The following is a 15910-nucleotide window of genomic DNA, read 5'->3' as shown; positions in this document are numbered from 1 at the left end:
GGCCGAACCGGCACCCACCCCCAACGCGGCTGCGCTGAGAGCGCCGGCGACGGTCAACCCTCCGACGAATTGCTTGAGTTTCATGGTCCTCCACCTATCTATTAGCGAGGTCATCGGACTCGTGCCCCTACAATGCTGAAATTAGATAGGGTGCCTATGAATCGGCTATGGCCGCGCCATGCAAGCCGTTTGTATGGGGTCCGTGGCTGCGAACCGCGGTGCATGTGATGGTCTGACGGTCAAACACGCGCGTCGGAAGCGGAACCAAACCTATGGCATCGAGTGAGCCGAATAACCAACCGGATGTTGCCGATCCAGCGGCTCCCTACTTTCGTCGCGACGGCAGCCACTACCTGCCAACCCAAATTGCCCGCGGCGGGTGGGGCCCGACGCTCAGCGGCCACGTTGCCGGCGGATTGCTGAGCTGGGCAGCCGAACGCGCCGTCGACGATCCGAAGTTCCAACCGGCGCGTCTCACCGTCGACCTTCCCGCACCGGCCGCGCTGGAACCGCTCGAAGTACACACGCACGTATTCCACGAGCGACGGCGATTGCGGCTCGTCGAAGTCAGCCTCGTCCAGCAGGACGTCACGGTGGCACGGGCGACAGCGCTGTTTCTGCGGCGCGGATCCCAGCCGGAGGGCGAAGTGTGGTCACCACCCGTGCAGATGCCGTCGCTGCCCGAGGGACAGGGTGTCGAGCAGCAGTCGCTGTTCATCCGGACCTACGGCTGGGGGATCGGACTGCAGAATCCGGACCCAGACTGGGACAACGGGTTCGGACCGAAATACACCTGGTTGCAGGAGACGCGTCCGTTGATCGACAACGAACCGTTGACGGCGTTCACCCGCGCCGCGATGGCCGGTGATGTCACCGCCGCGATAGCCAATTGGGGCACCAAGGCGTTGCAGTTCATCAATGTCGACTACACCCTCACGCTGAGCCGGCTGCCCGATGGTCCGCACATCGGCCTTGCCTCACTTGTCCATTCCAGCCATGACGGGGTGGCCACCGGCTCGGCCGTGCTCGTCGACCGAACCGGCCCGATAGGCACTGGTGTGTCTATCGCGATAGCACACGGCGGTTTTCGCGCTCCGTCGTCGACGAAGTCCGACTGACTCAGAACATCGGAGTCCTTCAGCGCACGCAACGACTCGACACCGAAAATGAGGGCGCGGTGTGGTTCGCAAGCCGCTGGTGTACCGTTGAAGCTGAACCATTTATCTCAGCGGTGACCGCGACCCGTCGTAGTCAGATGAAATGACTCGATGCTATGAGTCACGTAAAACAGGCACGGGTCGGCCCTGACCTTAGGAAGAAAAATCTGTATGGACTCTTCGAATTTGTTTTCTCACCCCGAGGCGCCGGAATTCGTTCGCTCGGGCGAGGCCTCCACAGAGCCAGTGGAGCACCCCGCTTTCTCGGACAAGCCCTCGCGGAACCAGACGTGACAACACCGTCGCCGTGAACGGCATGACGTGAACGGCATGAGAGGTGCGCGGCGATCGGCATGTCCGGTGCGGATCGCCCTTGCCACCTCGCTGGGCAGCGACATTGACGGAGCATGGTGGCCGCGTGCCGCCTCGGTTGCAGCCGAACTGCCGGAGCTTGTCGAGGCCTTGCATCGAACCTTGGGTGAGATTCTCGATATTCGCGTCAACTGGTCCGCGACGGAGCCGGCTCCCGACCTGAGCTCGATGACTCCCTACGCCATGTCGATTCCGGGTTGGCGGCACGGCCGCCAGCGTGTGATGGCGATCTCGGGTCGTGAGGCAGGCGCGATGCTGCTGGTCGTGCCGCAGCTGACGTCCTCGGCGCTGGGCCTGATGGTGTTGCGCCGGGCGTCGGCGATGAGCATCCCGGACGTCGAACAAGTCAGCATGGTGTTCAAGACGGCCGACTGCGTGGTGCGTGCAGCGCAGGCCGAGAGTGCGTCATGGAGCATCCGGACGCTGGACGGTCGGGTAGGGCAAGAGTCGCCCCACGAGCACCCGTCGGTCGATGCCTAGATACACCAATGGGCTGGTGCAGATTCGCACCAGCCCACGGTTAGGTGTTGTCGGTTAGACCGCCGTCACCCCGACTGCCTGGGGGCCTTTCTGCCCCTGCTCGACCTCGAATTGCACGCGTTGGTTCTCTTCGAGCGTCCGAAAGCCACTGCCACGGATTTCCGAGTAGTGGACGAACACGTCTTTTGCGCCGTCGTCAGGGGCGATGAAGCCAAAGCCTTTGTCGCCGTTGAACCATTTCACAGTTCCCTGTGCCATCTACTAACTTCTTTCATTTTCAAGTGGATGTACCAAAAACATCCATCGGAACTCTAACACGGAAAAATTAAACTTGTATGGCCTCGCGCGACGAGTATCCCAGCGCCCTCAGGACTGAGTACGGGCGCGCGCTCGCCGCACCGCCTCCTCGACCAACCGCTCGCAGACGGCATGGAGCCTGGCGTTGTCACCCTGGCTCATATTGCTGAGCCGTTCGAAGGCTTCTTCGGCGCTCAAGCCCGCCCGGCTGCGGATGATGCCGATCGCCTGGTCGATCACCGCCCGGCCGCTCATCGCCCGCTGCAACCGTTCGGTCCGCTCTCGCGCTCCGGCCAGTAGTCGTGCGTGGTACACCGAAACGGCCGCCACGCCCGCGAATTGGGATCCGATCTGGACCACGTGGTCGGTGAACGTGTCCCGGCCGTAGGCGTAGAAACTGATGGCCCCGATGACGTGTTCGCTGACCGTCAGCGGCAGCGCCAGCACCGAATGCACACCCATCCGGGCCACCCGGCCACCGAAACGCGGCCAACGACGGTCACGTCCCAGTGAACCGCAGAGCGCCGGTCGCCGGGACTGCATGCAGGTGATCCCCGGTCCTTCGTCGAGGTCTTCGTACTGGCCGCTGTCGATTTCTTCGACGAACGCCGCCGTCGTCGCCCAGGTCTGGATCTGCGGCCGGTAATCACATCTCCGGAGCAACGTCACTGCGGCGCCATCGGCCTGTGGCACCGCCTGCACCGCGAATTGCGCGATCTCCCTCAAGATTTCGCTGATGTCATGTTGGTCGGCCACGATTGCGGCCACCCCGCTCAACCCGGCGTGCAACCCTACTTCGGCCGCTTGAGTCTGTGCACCGGAGCGTTGCGCCAGCCGTGGCGGCGCGTACCCGAGTCCAAGTTCCTGATTGACCATGTTGGGCGACTAAACTACGCCGGAAGACTTGCCATGCTGATCAGCTCACGAGCGCCAGCGCGTACGCGCGTCGAAGCTTCCCGGACGGTGTCTTCGGAATCATTCCGGGTTCGAGCACCACCACATTGCGCGGCCGGACATCGACCTCGGCGAACACCTCATGCGCCACCTGGTGCTCGATGCGGCGCACCTGCGCTGCCTCCTGCCACGCCGTTGACTCCACCGCGACGGCGAAAGACTCCCGCTGCTCCCCGGCATCAAGACGCACGGCAACCGCGGAACCCGGCCGAACACCCTTGACGCGGGCAGCGGCGCGTTCGATATCCGTCGGGTAGATGTTGCGCCCGGCCATGATGATGACGTCCTTCACCCGGCCGCACACCACAATGTCACCGGATGTGGTCAGATAGCCCAGGTCGCCGGTGTCGAACCAGCCCTGGTCGTCTCGCGCTTCGACGAAGCCGGCAACGGTGGTGTAGCCGTGAGTGACTGGGCCGCCGCGTACCTGAATGACGCCGACGCCGCGGGCCGGCAGCACACTCCCGTCTTCGTCGACGATGCGGATCGCCACTCCTTGCAGTGGGCGGCCAAGACATACCAGCCGCCGGGTACGGCCCCGGCCCGCCGGTACCGCGCGGCGCAAGATAGCCAACAAGTTGGCATCCACTTCGTCGACCACCATGCCGGCACCGCACTGCGAGAACGACACCGCCACTGTGGTTTCAGCCATTCCGTAGGCCGGCACAATGGCTTCTCGCCTCAACCCGAAGGGGGCACCGGCCTCGCAGAGGTCTTCCATGTCGGCGGGCTCGACGGCTTCGGCGCCCGACAGCGCCCAGCGCAGCGACGAGAGGTCGAATTGACCGGGCGTAGCCTGTCTGCGCAGCCGCTTGGCGAACAGCTTGTAGGCGAAGTTCGGGGCGGCGGTCATGGTTCCCTTGTATTTGTCAATCAGTCTGGCCCACAACAACGCATCGCGCAGGAAGTCCATCGGCGTGACCTTCACCAACTCGACGCCGAAGTACATCGGCACGGTCAGGTAGCCGGTCATCCCCATGTCGTGGAAACACGGCAGCCAGCTCACGATCACGTCGGTGTCCACATCGACGTCCGCGCCGGCGAACATCGCCTCGGCGTTGGCGACGACATTCGCATGGGTGATTTGAACCGCCTTGGGTGACCCGGTGGAGCCGGACGTCAACTGCAAGAACGCCAAGTCTCGTTCGTCGGTCTCTATCGGCTCGATCGAGCGACCATCGAGCAGTTCAGCGATTGTCAGCACAGGCATTCCCAGCTGGGACAGCAGCGGCGCCGCAGCCATGAACGGCTCGGAGACGACGACGGCCTTCGCGTCGATCATCTTGACGACGGCGGTGGTTTCCGCGGCCCAGCGCTGCAGATCGGTGCGCGGGGTCGGCTGATGCAGCATGGTCAAACTGGCGCCGCGCATCCAGATAGCTTGCGCGGTGGGGGCGATCTCGACCGGCGCGCCGGCCAGCACCGCGACCGCGTCACGATGTCCTACGCCCGCGACGGCCAACCCGCCCGCGATTCGCCGGGCCCGCTGGTGCACTTGCGCCCAGGTATGCCGCACAGGTGTGTCCGGCTCCCCGGTGGTCATGCCCTTAGGGCTTGACCGGGCGTTGGCAAACATCGTTGAGGTGAATCTGCTCACGGAAATTCCTTTTGGATCAAGCGCGTCTGAGCCACGTTCTGGACTCCGCTCGTGAGCTTGCGCGAGCAGACTGGTAGTCGGATTGATGGTGCCCGGCATCGTCATGGAAACTGCGCATGCCGGTGTCGGTGAAGCTGCTGAAGTTCAGTTGTCATCCGCCCGGATGAGGGCAGACCCTTACCTGGGAAGAGCAGAACTCCCCTTTCGTGCACCCCAGGAGATCTGGAACGCCCTGACTGTACACACAGAAGGGCGGATGAACGGCGCAGCGCGCCGACCTGGGTGCCAAAACCTCCCGACAAGAAACGTCCCCCATAACGCAACCCCGAATAAGTCGGCTTGCGTCGGAGCGTTTGAGCCCGATCGGCAGGGACTTTACGTCGCCGCCGTGACGTGTCCGGGAGGCTGTTTACTCAACCGGGTACGACGGTACCTTGCCGGACGCCGGACAGTGGTAATTACGATCTTTTTTTGGGCCTCAGTTGTATCCCAAATCCGCAGCGAACGCGCCGTCGAAGCAGCGAAGGAAAGCGCCATGGTAGCCGAAGAGCACGCCGAAACGCCTGGTGAGCGAGGTAGGCAGGCATCGGATCCGAATCCGGCGGCGGCCGCGTCTGACCAACCGGATGCGAGTGCAGCACGCCGCGAGAACGAGCTCGGACGACGCGAGTGGCTGGCAGATGAGCGAGACCGGATCGCTGACGACCGGGACACGGTAGCGAACCACCGCGAGCAGCTGGCCGACGAACGGGAAAAAGGCGCAGACGAGCGGGAGGGCACCGCTGCCCAGCGCGAACTCGACCGAATCCAGCGCGCCGAAGACCGATCAGAGCGAAAGCGAGCGGGTGCTCAACGTGAGCAATCCGACATTTCGCGCGAGATGGCAGACAGCGAACGTCGTGTCGCCGATGATGAGGTCACCGAATCTGAGCCGTAAGAGGTGCAGAGGTGCCCGACGGCATGGCGAGCCGGGTGAACGTATGATCGTCAACCGTCAAATTCAAGTGCTATGACGAGGGACGGAATCGCATGAACGCGGGTGTCGAGCAACTGGAGTTTCAGGCGGAGGCACGTCAGCTGCTGGACCTGCTGGTCCACTCCGTCTATTCCAACAAAGATTCGTTTCTGCGGGAGTTGATCTCGAACTCATCCGATGCGCTGGACAAGCTGCGGATCGAGGCGTTCCGCAATAAGGACCTCGACGTCGACACCTCTGATCTGCACATCGAGATCCAGGCCGACACCGATGCCCGCACCCTGACCATCCGCGACAACGGCATCGGGATGACGCGTGCCGAGGTCGTCGACCTGATCGGCACCCTGGCCAAATCCGGCACCGCCGAGCTGCGGAACCAGCTGCGCGAAGCCAAGAACGCCAAGAACGCCGACGCCTCCGCAGAGCTGATCGGCCAGTTCGGCATCGGCTTCTATTCGGTGTTCATGGTGGCCGACAAGGTCGAGCTGCTCACCCGCAAAGCCGGTGAGAGCGAGGCCACCAAGTGGGAGTCCAGCGGCGAGGGCACCTACACCATCCAATCCGTGGCGGATGCCCCGCAGGGCACCTCGATCACCCTGCATCTGAAGCCCGAAGACGCCGAGAACGAACTGCACGACTACAGCTCAGAGTGGAAGGTCCGCAGCCTGGTCAAGCAGTACTCCGACTTCATCGCCTGGCCGATCCGGATGGACGTCGAGCGACGCACACCGGCCTCGGAAAAAGGTGGGGCAGAGGGCGGCGAAGAGACCGTCACCATCGAGACCGAGACGCTCAACTCGACGAAGGCGCTGTGGGCGCGGCCCAAAGACGAGGTCTCCGAGGAGGAGTACAAGGAGTTCTACAAGCACATCGCGCACGCCTGGGACGATCCGCTCGAGGTCATCACGTTGCGAGCCGAGGGCACCTTCGAGTATCAGGCGTTGCTTTTCATCCCGTCGCACGCCCCGTTCGACCTGTTCAACCGGGACAGCCCCATCGGGATACAGCTGTATGTCAAACGTGTCTTCATCATGGGCGACTGCGACCAGCTCCTGCCCCCCTACCTGCGCTTCATCAAGGGTGTCGTCGACGCCCAAGACCTATCGCTCAACGTCTCCCGCGAGATCCTGCAGCAGGACCGGCAGATCAACGCGATCCGTCGCCGATTGACCAAGAAGGTGCTGTCCACCATCAAGGACCTGCAGTCCGAGCGGCCGGAGGACTATCGCACCTTTTGGACACAATTCGGCCAAGTTCTCAAAGAGGGCCTGATGTCCGACTTCGAGAACCGTGACACGCTGCTACACATCTCGTCGTTCGCCTCAACCCACAGCGAGGAGGAGCCCACCACCCTCGCCGAGTACGTCGGGCGCATGAAAGAGGGGCAGGAGCAGATTTTCTACGCCACCGGCGGCACCCGCCAGCAGATCCTCAGCTCGCCGCACCTGGAGGCGTTCAAGGCCAAGGGCTATGAGGTGCTGCTGTTCACCGAACCGGTCGACGAGATCTGGGTGCAGTCGGTGACCGAGTTCGACGGCAAACCGCTGCAGTCGGTGGCCAAGGGTGAAGTCGACCTCGACTCTGAGGAAGAGAAGACCGCGCACGAGGCCGAGCGTCAGGAGCAGGAAAAGGAGTTCGCCGATCTGCTGACCTGGCTGAAGGAGACCTTGAGCGACAACGTCAAGGAGGTGCGGCTCTCGACCCGGCTGACCGAGTCGCCGGCGTGCCTGATCACCGATGCCTTCGGCATCACCCCGGCGCTCGCGGCGATCTACCGGGCTTCCGGCCAGAACATTCCGGCCAGCAAGCGCATCCTCGAACTCAACCCGGCGCATCCGCTGGTCACCGGCCTACGCCAAGCGCACCGTGACCGCAGCGACGATCCCGCAGTCGCCGAGACCGCGGAACTGCTCTACGGCACAGCCCTTCTCGCTGAAGGCGGTGCGCCTGACGACCCGGCGAGGTTCGCCGAGCTGGTCGCCGAGAGGCTGGCGCGCACAATCTAGGAGGGCGGCGCTGCGACTCACGGTCAACTTCGACAGCGTTTAACGCGCCTGCCGGCAATCGGGCACCTATTATTCGTCGGGTGTTCATTGGCGACGTGCGACGAGTGCGGTGGCGTGCCGTATCGGCCCGCGGCTGGGTCCCGATCGCCGTCGCATTGATTGTGCTGTTGCTGGTCGCGTTGCAGGTCGTTGCCAACTGTGCCGGATTTCAGGGTCCGCTGCGTAGCTTGCTCAGCGATTACGTCGCCAGCCCGAAGTCGGCCACGGTGCCGTGGGTCAGCCTCGCCGTGGCCATGGTCGGGTTGTCCAACCGACGCCGGATATGTGCACTGTCGATGGCCGCGGCGCTCGACGTGCTTTGCGCCGCGGCCAGGGTTGTGCGCGGCGGTATGCTCGCCTTCGGCACCGGGCCGCTGCTTGTGCTGACCGGCTTGGCCGTGGTGGCATTGCTGCGCTGGACGGGTACCGAACGCGCCACCGCCTTCCGCGGAATCGCTTTCGGCCTCTTGCTCATCATTGCGTCCAAAGTCGGCGATGCCTGGTTGAGTATCACCGCGATGCTTCGGCCGACGGTCCTCGACGAGTACGCGCTCCTGGCCGATCAAGCACTCGCACAACCATCTTGGCTGGTGGGTCGGCTCGTCGACGCGGGCGGCCCGTTCCTGAACGCCGTGCTGCACTGGGTGTACATCGAGTTACCGGTCGCGGCAGTGGTGGTCGCGGTCTACCAGCTTCGCAACGTCAGCACCGGCGGCTGGCCGAGGCAGTTTCTGATGCCGACGTTCTTGCTGCTCGGCCTGATCGGGCCGGTGATCTACGTGCTCTTTCCGTTGGTCGGCCCCTATGTCGCGTTCGGCAGTGCAGGTGGGGGTTTTCGAGTCGGCGACTACTGGCCACACGCTTTGCCGCCAACCCATCTGTCGCCGAGGGCGATTCGCTTCGACCGCTCAACCCCGCGTAACTGCATGCCCTCAATGCACACCGCTTGGGCGCTGACAGTTTTCATCCACTCCCGTGGTGGACCGCGTTGGCTGCGGTCGGGCGGCACGTTCTGGCTCGTGGGCACCATCGCAGCGACGCTCGGCTTCGGCTACCACTATGGCGTTGACCTTGTCGCCGGCGCGGTGTTGTGCCTGACCATGGAGTCGGCATTGCGTGAACCGGCGCAGGGCCGGAGTTGGTCGCGGGCGGGGTTAGTCGCCTTCGGCTCGGCGTTTCTGGCGGTCCTGCTGCTGTGCTGCCGTTACCTCGCAGAGGCGATGGCGCGCTACCCGCTGCTCTTCGGCCCGCTCATCGTCGGAACGTTGGCGGTTTTCAGTACCGCCTTCTTCGTGACCTTCTTCGCCCGGCCGGCCGCACCTTCGGATCTGGTCGCCGAGCGGCTGGCCCGTACGGTCTAAGACGCCAAGCCTGACGCTCAGTAGTAGTGGCGGCGGCCGCCGACAGCGCGTCCCATGGATCCCAGGATCGCCAGGATTACGCCAACGATAAGCAGGATGACGCCGAAAACCACCAGAAGATGGGCGAATGCGAAGGTTGGGACCAGGGTGGGCAGCACGAGTCCCAGGACGATGAGAACGATGCCGAGAACGATCATGGTTGAGCCTTTCTGAACAGGGCGCTGAGTGCGCTTGAAGATCGGATCGGTCGGGCGGTTGCTCGACGTCACTTCAGTCGACCACCCCTGAGGGGGGTGGCAATACACCCCAAGGGAGGTAATGTCCGAGCCATGCCTTCGTCCCCGAACAGTCCGATCACGGTGGCGCTCGTCGACGACTACGACGTGGTGGTGATGGGCGTGGCGAAAATGCTCGACCGGTACCGCGACCGGGTGGTCATCGCCGAACTCGACTCGTCGATGCCCGTGGTAGACGACGTCGACATCGTCTTATACGACTCGTTCGCGCAGCCGGAATCCGACCACGAAGAGATCGCCGTGCTGATCGCGAACCCGCGGGCACACCGGGTGGTGGTGTACACCTGGAACTTTCATCCCGATCTGGTCGCCAGCGCTCGGCGGCAGGGCGCGCACGGCTACTTGTCGAAGACGTTGCCGGCGCGGGAACTGGTCGCGGCGTTAGAGGCGGTGCACGCCGGCGAGAACGTCATCAGCGACGTCCCGCCGCGCACGCGCAGCGCCCCTGGACTGGACTGGCCGGGCCGCAACGAAGGCCTCAGCGATCGCGAGTCGGAGATCCTGGCGCTGATCACCCAGGGCATGAGCAACGCCGACGTCGCCAGGCTGACCTACCTCAGCCCCAACACCGTGAAGTCCTACATCCGCACGATCTACCGAAAGATCGACGTCGCCAGCCGAACTCAGGCGGTGCTCTGGGGTGTCGAGCATGGTTTCACGCCCGATTTCCACCGCATCGAACACTGGCGCGGCGGTCCCTGACCGTTTTGACACCAGTCACATCAGCCTCTACGTCGCTCCGTCAAGGAATAGTGCCTTCGCGAAAGTGATGGCGCATGCGCTATCACGGGGACGCCCCGAGTGGGTGATGTCACCAGCGATATCATTCTGCGGAAGGGTGTATTGGTCGGACTTTGCGACGGAAGTGATAGAAGGGAAAGAGGCGTTGCCAACACTCAGCCCTTGACGAGGGTGAACTGTCCGACTTCGGAGACGTTGCGCTGGAAGAAGTCTGAGCAGCCCGTCAGATACTTCATGTAGCGCTCGTAGACTTCCGGGGATTTCACCGCGATCGCCTGGTCGCGGGCGGCTTCCAGTCTGGTTGTCCAGATGTCGAGTGTCCGGACATAGTGCGCGGTCAGGTCTTGCCTCTCGGCCACCGAAAACCCGGCGGCGGCAGAGAATTCGACGACGTCCTCGTCGCAGGGCACCGAGCCGCCGGGGAAGATCTCCTTGGCGACGAACCGCATGAACCTCAGGTCGGTCATGGTGATGGGGATCCCCATTTCCGGCCAGCGTTTCAGCGGGTGGCCCATGATGGTCTGCAACACCATCCGTCCGTCGCTGGGCATGATGCGGTGGCAGAGCTCGAAGAACGCCGCATACCGCTCCTTCGGGAAGGCCTCGAACGCCTCGATGCTGACGATGCGGTCGACGGCCCCCTCGTACTCCTCCCACCCGCGCAGCAGGATTTGCCGCGAACGGTCGGTGTCGATCCGGTCGAGGATCTCTTGGCCGAGGGTGTGCTGATTCCTGCTAAGCGTCAGGCCGACGACATTGACGTCGTATTTCTCGACGGCCCGCTTCATCATCGAGCCCCAGCCGCAGCCGACGTCGAGCAGCGTCATCCCGGGCCGTAGATCCAGCTTGCCCAGCGCCAGATCGATCTTGGCGAGCTGCGCCTCTTCGAGCGTCATGTCCTCGCGCTCGAAGAAGGCGCAACTGTAAGTCCGGGACGGGTCCTGAAACAGGCCGAAGAACTCATTCGAGGTGTCGTAATGGGCCTGGACGTCCTCGAACGCCGGCCGCATCGTCGTGGTGCCCGTCTCGTTGTCTGCCATCTGCGATTCCCTCTGTGTGTGCAGCATCACCGTGTTACGGAGACGTCCTGGCCCGGCTAGCTGGCCGCCTTCTCACATGTGAACTGGCAGACGTCGGTATATCCCTGGCGGAACAGGTCGGCGCAGCCGGTCAGGTACTTCAGGAAGCGTTCGTAGATCTCTTCGGAGGTGATCGCGATGGCCTCGTCCTTCTTGGCCTCGAGATTGGCGGCCCAGGTGTCCAGGGTGCGGGCGTAGTGCGGTTGCAGGTGCTGCTGGCGGGTCACGGTGTAGCCGGCCTTGACGGCGTGGTCCACGACCTGCGCGGCCAGTGGCAAACGACCGCCGGGATAGATCTCATCCATGATGAATTTGATGAACCGCACCCGCGACATCGTCAGCGGCAACTTCTTGGCCTGGATCTCCTCGTCGCTCGGAATGATGATGGTGTGCAACAACATCACGCCGTCGTCGGGCATCCAGTTGAAAGTCTTCTTGAAGTAGTCGTCGTACTTGTTGAAGCCGAAGTGCTCGAAGGCGCCGATGGAAACCACCCGGTCGACCTGCCCCTCGAATTCTTCCCAGGGCTGCAGCCGCACTTCCATGTGGCGCTTGCTGGTTGAGTTCGCAAACCAGTGGTTCTCGATGTGTTTCTTCTGGTTCTCGGAGAGCGTCAGGCCGATCACGTTGACGTCGTACTTGTCGACCGCCCGCATGATCGTCGAGCCCCACCCGCAGCCGATGTCCAGCAGCGTCATCCCGGGCTGTAGACCCAGCTTGCCCAGGGCGAGGTCGACCTTGGCCATCTGCGCCTGCTCGAGCGTGTAGTCGTCCTTCTCGAAGTATGCGCAGCTATAGGTCTGGGTCGGGTCCTGCCACAGCTTGAAGAAGTCGTTCGAGATGTCGTAGTGGAACTGGACTTCCTTCTTGTCCGAGCCGCGCGTCTGCGCTGCGGACTTGGACAGCCACTTGGAGTGAGCTTGCGGCGTTGAGCTCTGCGTTGCGTTTGACGTTTCTGCCATTGGATGTCCTTAGAAGCTATTCATCGTGATCCGGTCACCGTGCTGGACCGTTCAACACGGAGGGAGCCTACCCAGGCGGCGCCGGATCACTTCGAGAAACACCGCTGGATAGCTGCAGCAAGGATAGTGCCAACGCTGCGAATGGCACGCACCCGCCCGTGCACGGCGAGTGTGTCGTGCCTAGCGACTGCGAACGAGCAGGTGGGCGGCGGAGATCATCTGCCCGGTGATGATCGAGTAGACGCTGGATCGTTCCCACACCGCAGGCGGCAGGATGCGTATCGCCGAGACGTTCAACTCGACCACAAGCAGCGCAAAGCTGAGCAGGCCCAGCCCAGCAAGCCCCACCGGTATACCGCGGTACCACGACGGCCCGCCGGCGCCGGCGATAACAGACGACCCCACCAGGATTGCCGCGTTGCCGCCGACGATTGCGAGCAGTGCGCCGGTCTCGTGCAGCCAGATGGTTCCGTCGGAATGCGCGACCTGTCCGCTGTGCACAGCTGCCACCACTACGTTGCCGACCGCGTTCGAGGCGGCGAGTAAAAGAAACAAGCCGACCCGCCGGCCTCTGAAAGCACCGACGATCAGCACGGCTCCGAGCAGGAAAAACGTTCCCTGCAGGCAGAACGCAGCGTTCATCAGACAAGCCCGCGGGGAGACGGACGGGACGCCGAGGTCACTGATGAAGTCGTGGGCGTAGCTGTAATGCGGACGACCCGCCGCGGCAAGGGCTTCCAGGGTCAGGTAACCCAGGGCTGCCACAAGCCACGCAGCGGCTGCACTGATGGCGCACAGGCGTCGCCGGTTCGGCATCGTCATTCCCCGAGACAGCTTGCCACGAAATAGATCACAGTTTGGCCGCCGCGCCGCTCGGGTACCGTTTGCCCCATGACCAGCGCAGACGTCGTCGTTCCCACGCCCACCGGCGAAATATGGAGGGGAAAGGCCTACCCGCTGGGTGCAACCTACGACGGCGCGGGCACCAACTTCGCGGTGTTCAGCGAGGTGGCCGACCGGGTCGAACTGTGCCTGTTCGACGACGAGGGCAACGAATCGCGGATCCCGCTGCCGGAGGTCGACTACTACGTCTGGCACGGCTACATACCCGGCATCGAACCCGGCCAGCGCTATGGGTATCGCGTGCACGGGCCCTATGACCCGGCGGCCGGGCTGCGCTGCAACCCGAACAAGCTGCTGGTGGACCCGTATTCGAAGGCCATCGACGGCACCTTCGGGTGGGATCAGTCGCTGTTCAGCTACAACTTCGGCGACCCGGACAGCCGCAACGACGAGGACTCCGCGGCTAACATGCCAAAGTCAGTGGTGATCAACCCCTACTTCGACTGGGGCAACGACCGGCCACCGGCCCACGAATACGCCGACACCGTCATCTACGAGGCGCACGTCAAAGGCCTGACGGAAACCCACCCGGACATCCCCGAGCAGATCCGCGGCACGTACGCCGCGGTGGGGCACCCGGTGATCATCGAGCACCTCAAGTGCCTGGGCGTCAACGCCATCGAATTGATGCCCGTGCACCACTTCGCCAACGACTCCACCCTGGTCGACAAGGGCCTGTCCAACTACTGGGGCTACAACAGCGTCGGTTTCCTGGCGCCTGACTCGAAGTACTCCAGCGCCACCACCGCCGGCGGGCAGGTGCAGGAGTTCAAGTCGATGGTGCGGAACCTGCACGAGGCCGGCATCGAGGTCATCCTCGACGTCGTCTACAACCACACCGCCGAGGGCAACCACATGGGCCCGACGCTGTCGATGCGCGGTATCGACAACGCCGCCTACTACCGGCTGGTCGACGACGACAAGCGTTATTACATGGACTACACCGGCACCGGCAACAGCCTGAACGTCGGGCACCCGCACGCGCTGCAGCTGATCATGGATTCGCTCCGGTACTGGGTGACCGAGATGCACGTCGACGGCTTCCGGTTCGACCTCGCTTCGACGCTGGCGCGCGAGTTCTACGACGTCGACCGGTTGGCGGCGTTCTTCGAACTCGTGCAGCAGGATCCGACCGTGAGCCAGGTCAAGTTGATCGCCGAGCCGTGGGACGTCGGGCCGGGCGGCTACCAGGTCGGCAACTTCCCGCCCCAGTGGACCGAGTGGAACGGCAAGTACCGCGACACCGTCCGCGACTTCTGGCGCGGCGAGCCCGCCACGCTCGACGAGTTCGCCTACCGGTTGACCGGATCGGCTGACCTCTACGAGCACACCGGGCGCAGGCCGGTCGCCTCGATCAACTTCGTCACCGCCCACGACGGGTTCACGCTGCGCGACCTGGTGTCCTACAACGAGAAGCACAACGAGGCCAACGGCGAGGACAACAACGACGGCGAAAGCCACAACCGGTCCTGGAACTGCGGTGAGGAAGGGCCGACCGAGGACCCGGAAGTCAACGAGTTGCGCTCCCGCCAGCAGCGCAACTTCATCGCGACGCTGCTGCTGTCGCAGGGTGTCCCGATGATCTGCCACGGCGACGAGCTCGGCCGCTCGCAGGGCGGCAACAACAATGGCTTCTGCCAGGACAACGAGATCACCTGGATCGACTGGTCCAAGGCCGACGCTGACTTGCTGGATTTCACCTGCCAGGTGTCTGAGCTGCGCGCGAACCACCCGGTGTTTCGCCGGCGGCGATTCTTCAGCGGCAAGCCGGTGGGCCGCCGCGGTGAGGCCGGTCTTCCCGATATCGCCTGGTTTACTCCGGAGGGCGCCGAGATGGGCGGCGACGACTGGGGCACGGGCTTCGCGAAATCCGTCGCGGTGTTCCTCAATGGCCACGGAATTCCGGACCGCGACGCGCGGGGCCAGCGGGTCACCGACGACTCGTTCCTGCTCTGCTTCAACGCCCACCACGAGCCGCTCGAGTTCACCGCGCCGCCCGAAGAGTTCGGCGGTCACTGGCGGACGGTGGTGTCCACCGCCGCGGACACCACCAAACCGGCCGTCGAAGTGGGCGCCGGAGCGGCCTTCACTGTCGACGCCCGCGCCACCGTGGTGCTGCAAGCTGTACCGGCCGACGAGGCCGGCTAGGCCCGGCTAGGTAACGATCAGCCAGATCGCGACGTAGTGGCAGAGCGCCGCTGCCGCAGTGAAGGCGTGGAAGAATTCGTGGTAGCCGAAGGTCTGCGGCCACGGGTTGGGCCAGCTGAGCCAATACAGTACTGCGCCGATGTTGTACAGCAGCGCGCCTGCGAAGAGCAGCGCCAATACGGCCAAGCCTGCTCCGTGCAAGATCGTCCCGGAGACGAAGATCGCTAGGTAGCCGAGTAGCAGAAACACCGGCATGGTCACGGATCGGGGCGCCGACGGCCACAACATTTTGAGACCGACTCCGGCAGCTGCTCCGATGTAGACGATGGTGAGAACGAGCCGGGCGGTCGAGGCCGGCATCGTCAGAAGCGCGACCGGTGTGTAGCAACCCGCGATGAACACGAAGATCAGCGAGTGGTCGGCGCGCTTCATCCACTGCTGGGTGGTGGGGGAATGCCATCGCACGCGGTGATACACCGCGCTGACGCTGAACATCGCCACGATCGTGGCGCTGTAGATCAGAGTGGCCCAACCCGCCTTGG

General features: G+C 63.7%; 15 protein-coding genes. 7 read left to right on the top strand and 8 right to left on the bottom strand.

Annotated features, from left to right (window positions below):
• Positions 1-272 precede the first annotated feature (272 nt).
• On the top strand, positions 273-1118 hold the full coding sequence (locus WA317_RS20695; RefSeq protein ID WP_425174803.1) for an acyl-CoA thioesterase domain-containing protein: 846 nt from the start codon (positions 273-275) through the stop codon (positions 1116-1118).
• A 399-nt stretch (positions 1119-1517) separates the two neighbouring features.
• Positions 1518-2009 carry a DUF5994 family protein gene (locus WA317_RS20690; RefSeq protein WP_425174802.1) on the top strand — a complete coding sequence of 164 codons (492 nt, stop codon included), beginning with the start codon at positions 1518-1520 and terminating at the stop codon, positions 2007-2009.
• A 54-nt stretch (positions 2010-2063) separates the two neighbouring features.
• Here the strand turns inward: WA317_RS20690 and cspE are convergent, their stop codons facing one another.
• The 3 genes from cspE to WA317_RS20675 form a co-directional block, all read right to left on the bottom strand.
• A complete protein-coding gene (gene cspE, locus WA317_RS20685; protein WP_425174801.1) occupies positions 2064-2267 on the bottom strand; it encodes a transcription antiterminator/RNA stability regulator CspE in 204 nt (67 codons plus the stop codon).
• A 108-nt stretch (positions 2268-2375) separates the two neighbouring features.
• On the bottom strand, positions 2376-3182 hold the full coding sequence (locus WA317_RS20680; protein WP_425174800.1) for a GAF and ANTAR domain-containing protein: 807 nt from the start codon (positions 3180-3182) through the stop codon (positions 2376-2378).
• 40 nt (positions 3183-3222) lie between these two features.
• On the bottom strand, positions 3223-4857 hold the full coding sequence (locus WA317_RS20675; protein WP_425174799.1) for a fatty acyl-AMP ligase: 1635 nt from the start codon (positions 4855-4857) through the stop codon (positions 3223-3225).
• 535 nt (positions 4858-5392) lie between these two features.
• Between WA317_RS20675 and WA317_RS20670 the strand changes: the two genes are divergently transcribed.
• From WA317_RS20670 to WA317_RS20660, 3 genes are all read left to right on the top strand, one after another.
• The gene (locus WA317_RS20670; protein WP_425174798.1) at positions 5393-5794 is read left to right on the top strand and encodes a hypothetical protein; all 402 of its coding nucleotides are present in this window, start codon (positions 5393-5395) and stop codon (positions 5792-5794) included.
• Between the two features lie 92 nt (positions 5795-5886).
• Positions 5887-7839 carry a molecular chaperone HtpG gene (htpG, locus tag WA317_RS20665; protein ID WP_425174797.1) on the top strand — a complete coding sequence of 651 codons (1953 nt, stop codon included), beginning with the start codon at positions 5887-5889 and terminating at the stop codon, positions 7837-7839.
• A 104-nt stretch (positions 7840-7943) separates the two neighbouring features.
• Entirely contained in the window at positions 7944-9239 is a 1296-nt protein-coding gene (locus tag WA317_RS20660; RefSeq protein WP_425174805.1) for a DUF5933 domain-containing protein, read from the top strand.
• A gap of 17 nt (positions 9240-9256) precedes the next feature.
• Here WA317_RS20660 and WA317_RS20655 read toward each other — a convergent pair whose 3' ends face one another.
• Positions 9257-9436, bottom strand: coding sequence for a DUF6131 family protein (locus WA317_RS20655; RefSeq protein WP_425174804.1), 180 nt, complete (start codon positions 9434-9436; stop codon positions 9257-9259).
• A gap of 132 nt (positions 9437-9568) precedes the next feature.
• Between WA317_RS20655 and WA317_RS20650 the strand changes: the two genes are divergently transcribed.
• The gene (locus WA317_RS20650) at positions 9569-10237 is read left to right on the top strand and encodes a LuxR C-terminal-related transcriptional regulator (protein ID WP_425174796.1); all 669 of its coding nucleotides are present in this window, start codon (positions 9569-9571) and stop codon (positions 10235-10237) included.
• A gap of 194 nt (positions 10238-10431) precedes the next feature.
• On the opposite strand, the gene WA317_RS20645 is transcribed toward WA317_RS20650, so the two are convergent.
• From WA317_RS20645 to WA317_RS20635, 3 genes are all read right to left on the bottom strand, one after another.
• A complete protein-coding gene (locus WA317_RS20645) occupies positions 10432-11316 on the bottom strand; it encodes a cyclopropane mycolic acid synthase family methyltransferase (RefSeq protein ID WP_425174795.1) in 885 nt (294 codons plus the stop codon).
• Positions 11317-11372: 56 nt separating this feature from the next.
• Positions 11373-12317, bottom strand: coding sequence for a cyclopropane mycolic acid synthase family methyltransferase (locus tag WA317_RS20640; protein WP_425174794.1), 945 nt, complete (start codon positions 12315-12317; stop codon positions 11373-11375).
• Between the two features lie 180 nt (positions 12318-12497).
• A complete protein-coding gene (locus tag WA317_RS20635; RefSeq protein WP_425174793.1) occupies positions 12498-13139 on the bottom strand; it encodes a DUF998 domain-containing protein in 642 nt (213 codons plus the stop codon).
• A gap of 69 nt (positions 13140-13208) precedes the next feature.
• Between WA317_RS20635 and glgX the strand changes: the two genes are divergently transcribed.
• Positions 13209-15368 (top strand): glycogen debranching protein GlgX, encoded by a 2160-nt coding sequence (glgX, locus tag WA317_RS20630; RefSeq protein WP_425174792.1) that lies wholly within the window; start codon positions 13209-13211, stop codon positions 15366-15368.
• Positions 15369-15374: 6 nt separating this feature from the next.
• Here glgX and trhA read toward each other — a convergent pair.
• Positions 15375-15910, bottom strand: a 536-nt coding sequence (gene trhA, locus WA317_RS20625; RefSeq protein WP_425174791.1) for a PAQR family membrane homeostasis protein TrhA, incomplete at its 5' end; no start/stop codon positions are given.

The organism is Mycobacterium sp. (genome assembly GCF_049802695.1).
GTDB lineage: Bacteria > Actinomycetota > Actinomycetes > Mycobacteriales > Mycobacteriaceae > Mycobacterium.
The sequence above is the reverse complement of the archived record's forward strand: the minus strand, read 5'-3'. Positions and strand labels throughout refer to the sequence as shown.

Coding starts and splice junctions, on each gene's coding strand:
- WA317_RS20680 (WP_425174800.1), bottom strand. CDS start 3,182: ATGGTCAATCAGGAACTTGGACTCGGGTACGCGCCGCCACGGCTGGCG.
- WA317_RS20640 (WP_425174794.1), bottom strand. CDS start 12,317: ATGGCAGAAACGTCAAACGCAACGCAGAGCTCAACGCCGCAAGCTCAC.
- WA317_RS20645 (WP_425174795.1), bottom strand. CDS start 11,316: ATGGCAGACAACGAGACGGGCACCACGACGATGCGGCCGGCGTTCGAG.
- glgX (WP_425174792.1), top strand. CDS start 13,209: ATGACCAGCGCAGACGTCGTCGTTCCCACGCCCACCGGCGAAATATGG.
- WA317_RS20635 (WP_425174793.1), bottom strand. CDS start 13,139: ATGACGATGCCGAACCGGCGACGCCTGTGCGCCATCAGTGCAGCCGCT.
- htpG (WP_425174797.1), top strand. CDS start 5,887: ATGAACGCGGGTGTCGAGCAACTGGAGTTTCAGGCGGAGGCACGTCAG.
- WA317_RS20655 (WP_425174804.1), bottom strand. CDS start 9,436: ATGATCGTTCTCGGCATCGTTCTCATCGTCCTGGGACTCGTGCTGCCC.
- WA317_RS20650 (WP_425174796.1), top strand. CDS start 9,569: ATGCCTTCGTCCCCGAACAGTCCGATCACGGTGGCGCTCGTCGACGAC.
- cspE (WP_425174801.1), bottom strand. CDS start 2,267: ATGGCACAGGGAACTGTGAAATGGTTCAACGGCGACAAAGGCTTTGGC.
- WA317_RS20695 (WP_425174803.1), top strand. CDS start 273: ATGGCATCGAGTGAGCCGAATAACCAACCGGATGTTGCCGATCCAGCG.
- WA317_RS20670 (WP_425174798.1), top strand. CDS start 5,393: ATGGTAGCCGAAGAGCACGCCGAAACGCCTGGTGAGCGAGGTAGGCAG.